The organism is Roseomonas rosulenta (assembly GCF_016106005.1).
Classification (GTDB): Bacteria; Pseudomonadota; Alphaproteobacteria; order Acetobacterales; family Acetobacteraceae; genus Neoroseomonas; species Neoroseomonas rosulenta.
On record NZ_JACADR010000341.1, the window covers coordinates 1 to 4,085 of the forward strand.

General features: G+C 63.2%; 3 protein-coding genes and 1 pseudogene. 1 reads left to right on the top strand and 3 read right to left on the bottom strand.

What is annotated here, in order from left to right; translation table 11 throughout:
* Positions 1–154 precede the first annotated feature (154 nt).
* Entirely contained in the window at positions 155–442 is a 288-nt protein-coding gene (locus tag HW578_RS23660; protein ID WP_369407964.1) for an NAD-dependent epimerase/dehydratase family protein, read from the top strand.
* 55 nt (positions 443–497) lie between these two features.
* Here HW578_RS23660 and HW578_RS23665 read toward each other — a convergent pair whose 3' ends face one another.
* From HW578_RS23665 to HW578_RS23675, 3 genes and pseudogenes are all read right to left on the bottom strand, one after another.
* Positions 498–1,784 carry a glycosyltransferase gene (locus HW578_RS23665; RefSeq protein ID WP_198373167.1) on the bottom strand — a complete coding sequence of 429 codons (1,287 nt, stop codon included), beginning with the start codon at positions 1,782–1,784 and terminating at the stop codon, positions 498–500.
* Position 1,785: 1 nt separating this feature from the next.
* The gene (locus tag HW578_RS23670) at positions 1,786–3,345 is read right to left on the bottom strand and encodes a glycosyltransferase (protein ID WP_198373168.1); all 1,560 of its coding nucleotides are present in this window, start codon (positions 3,343–3,345) and stop codon (positions 1,786–1,788) included.
* Between the two features lie 268 nt (positions 3,346–3,613).
* Positions 3,614–4,085, bottom strand: a pseudogene (locus HW578_RS23675) (hypothetical protein); the annotation flags it as partial.

Consider the following 4,085-nt stretch of genomic DNA (forward strand, 5'->3'; position numbering starts at 1 on the left):
GCAGGTGGCACATCTTCCCGGATCATCAGCGCCGGCATGGTCCGCTCCCAGAAGCCATGCCCGCCGATGAATCACGATCGCCCGCGTCGCATCAAGCACGCGAGTCAGCCCTTTATGGGGTTGGTATGAGGTCTTCGCGCTGGCCGGTGCGCGCATCTATGTCTCGGGTCATAGGGGCATGGTGGGCTCGGCCTGCGCGCGGCGCCTCGCCGCCGCGGGGGCGGAGGTGATCACCGCCGACCGCGCGCGCGTGGACCTGCGCCGCCAGGACCAGGTCGAGGCCTTCATGGCGCAGGCGAAGCCGGATGCGGTGGTGGTCGCCGCCGCACGGGTCGGCGGCATCCTGGCCAATGACACACTCCCGGCCGAGTTCCGCTTCGCTTGCGCTCGACCGGTCGGCTATCGTGCATTTCGTATCAGAGTTACGGCAAGAACATTATAAATTGACCGGTCATGCGTGAGAACTAAAAAAGAAACTCTGATAGCCGATGGCGCGTCTATGGACGGTGACCGCCTTCTTCGACCGCAAACGTCGCTGAGCCCTGTCGTGACTGGCGCTCCTGATCGATGCCGCGCAGCAAGGCGACGAAGGGGGCAATCGTCGATTCCCACAGCAGCGGCGCAACGGCGGCGTGGTCCACGGACGATGCCGGGAAGGGCAGTGCGAGGGCGTCGAGCATCGCTTCTCCGAAGCCGGCAGCGTCATCCGCAATAGTCAGCCCAGGCAAATGGTGGAAATCATCGAAGCCGCGCATCGCGTGACCGGTCGCCAACACCGGACGGCCGGATAGCAGTGCCTCGGCAGTCTTCACGTTCGATCCCCCGCCGTACAGGATCGGGACCATAATCACTTGTGCATTGGCAATGACACAATCGAGCGTAAATCCGTCCACCCGGCCGAGCACGATAAGGCGGTCCCGGATGATCGTGCTTAAGCCGCGCTCCTCGAGCCGGTTGCGAATGGCGAGCCCGGCATCGCCGGCGACGACAATTCGTTGATTTGGCTGCAGCAGTGGCAGGAATGGGACCACGAGGTCCAGGAATCCGCTTATGTTGGGCGGATGCGCGCTGCCCACGACAAGCGCATAAGCATGCCAGGGCTCGATCGGCCGGGGTAACAGATCGATGAGGAGTTCACGGTCGCGCTGGGCGCCACCATTTGGAGCAACCACCACTCGGCGCGCGCCCCATTCCGAGAACACGGCACCGTCCGATGCGGTGCAGGCGACGACCCCCGCCGCGTGGGCGACGAGGCCTCGCTCGAGCGCCTCGATCTCGTCAAGCACTTCATTGCGCAACTCTGATGAAAATTCGATGCATTCGCGGTCAAGAATGCTGCGCTTGATGTTGATCTCGACATTCTGGCTGCTGTAAACAAGCGGCACGATGCCCGACTGAACTTTCTCCAGACGCGCGAGAAGGGGCCAGGTCCAAGGGTGCTCTAGAATGATCAAATCAGGAGCCGCGTCGCAAACTCTCTTGTTGAATTCCGCAAGTATGTCGGGCGTCTCAAGTACTGCCGCCGAGAAGAGAAACTCAGAAAAATAATGCGCGCGTACACCGTACTTGCAAAATGAGTCCGACCCCCAATACGGGGAGCGCCCAATATCAACTATGGGTTCTCGTGGATCGTCTAGATCGTCCGGGCTGCGATGGGTAAGAGCGAGACGCCGGAGGTTGAACCCGGGCTCGCGTTCAATCACGCGGCCGATGTGATGGCTGCGCAACTTACCACCATGGATGGGAAGCAGCGTTGTATGGGAACTGAGCTGCAAGATGCGCATGTTAGCCGGCGACTCCGCTCGATAAACACAGGAGAGATCTCAACTGCGACTCGACCCCTGCCGTGGCGGTATCCCAGTTGGGTTCGACGAAGGCCATCCTATCGCAGCGCGGTGCTGTAGCGGCATCGGTAATGGCCGCGGCCCAGCCAGCCTCATCGTCCGGATCCACCAATCGGGCGAGGCCCTGAGCCGCCTCGGGAATGGCGCCGGTGTTGGAGGCTATCACCGCACGCCCAGAGGCAAGCGCAGCCATCACCGCCATTCCCCAGCCATCAGCGCGGCACGGGTACAGAACAACGTGGCACGCTTCTAGAAGCTTGCCTTGCGCCGCGTCCGGCCATCGGTCGACCCACAGAATGCGGGTGCCAAACAGCGGCGACGCCTCAATCGCAACGATGCTGTCCTCGGCCTCGACGCCCAAGCGTCCGAGGATGACGAGGTTGAGCGGAAAGGTCGGCAAATGGGCGATCAGTTGCTCCCAGACACGCACGAGAAGCCGGTGGTTTCCGGGTGCATCGACCGGCCCAATAGCCAGTGCGAACGGGTGCGCCGCTAGTTCCGGCGGCAGTTGAATCCGCTCTCCTGCCGCCGAACGCTCACTGACCTGCTGCTGGAGACTGCTCTGTGCCGTGCCCGCGCCGTTGATACTAATGCGGGCAATGGGCGGGAGACGGCGGCCGGTGCGCTCGGCAAAGTTAGTCAATGCGTGCCACGACCAGTTGTTGGGGACGAGCACAAGGTCTGCAGTGTCTAAAAGATCCACCGTGATCGCGGCAACTGTATCGGCCGGTCCGCTGCGCGGCGGCTGGGTTGGAACTGGCAGCCGCGCCAGGTTTCCAGAGAGGCCGACAACCCGCAGGCCCGTGCTATCGCGGAGCGCGGCCAAGTCGCGCAACGGCACGAGGCCGGAACCGGCCCCTGCGGTCCATATGACGTCGCCATGCCGCGCGTGTACTTTTACCGTCAGCTTGGACGAAATCTGATTGTGCAGCGAGGCCCGGGGCGGCGCAACAGCCGGGCCCGATACCGTTTCGAACATGTCGGTCTGCTCTGAACGTACCAACGGTGCCCGGTATACGGCCGTCCGAACAATCTGTCGGGCGTGGATCAAAATTGCACGGACATCCTCCCGGACCGTATTCGGCATGACCGCCAGTGAGCCCCGTGCGGCGCGTCGCGCGGCGCGAGTTATGGAGCCCATCAGCGCAACTGCCAACCGGACCGGGAGCGCCGGCGGATCTTCACCCATCGTCGCGGTGCCGTGCTCAGCTTCGGTTCCTAGGCTACCAGGCCGGATGCGCAGATGGACCTCCTCGGTCCCCGAACGGAGCATTGCGGCGAGGACGCGGTCGCGCTGTTCTGCGTCTAGCGCATACAGGGTGCCGGTGTGCAGGACCACCGGCAAGGCATTCAGGCCTCGACTTCCGAGCAATCGGCCGGCGATCTCGCCTTCGACGCGCGCGACATCTGAGTGCGGCTCGTCTGCAAGCGCTAAAGAAGACGTTAAATCGACAAGCAGGCGGGCCCGCCGAGTCTTGCGTCGCGAACGGGTGCGTTCCATTAGCTAATCCACCTATTCCTATTCATTGCGCGGTAACCTACTCCTTCTTTTGAGGTCGTTACTAAGTCGGTCAAATCATTAAGGCCGCAGAGAATTGGCTTCCGAAGAGCGATTTTCTGCCGTCTCCGCGCCGGGCCAGTCAACGGGTTTGCCCCGAACCGCTCAAGAAACCTTCCACTGGGCGCGGCGGTCGGTCTGGCGGAGAGCGGGACGCGCACATGAATTAGCGGATCCAAAGGGATGTGGACCGGTACGGCTTCGGCGTCGGCTACCGAAGCGCCGTTCGGCATAAGCCGATGCGTGTCCCCGCATCCAGCTTGATTTGCGACCAGAACGTCTCGGCAACACAGCCGGGGCTTTTGTCATTTTCGGAACCCGACAGACCAGAACCTGCAGCGTCAGTCACGCGCGCACCCTCCGCCAGGCGCAGGATCGCGCCCAACTTACCGCGCACCTCAATCTGCAGGCGCCCCTCATCGGGCACCAGACGGATCTCCTCGACCAGGCCACGCACCAGCTCCCGCGCCTCGGCCCCGTCGTCGGACGACAGCGCCTCGGACAGATCGGCAACTCTGCGCCGGTAGACCTCGGCCAGGTTCGGGTGCAGCCGCGGTGTGTCAACGGCGGAGCAAAACCAGGCCAGCGCGGCGGCGGAAAACAAGGCCACTGGCGACATGGCGGCATCAGACCTGGCCGGCCCCCGATCGGGGGCCGGCCAGGTCTGCGGCTGGTTCCTCTGA

What these genes read in the sequence shown, in the direction of transcription:
- HW578_RS23665 (WP_198373167.1), bottom strand. Translation starts at nt 1,784, where the DNA reads ATGCGCATCTTGCAGCTCAGTTCCCATACAACGCTGCTTCCCATCCAT.
- HW578_RS23670 (WP_198373168.1), bottom strand. Translation starts at nt 3,345, where the DNA reads ATGGAACGCACCCGTTCGCGACGCAAGACTCGGCGGGCCCGCCTGCTT.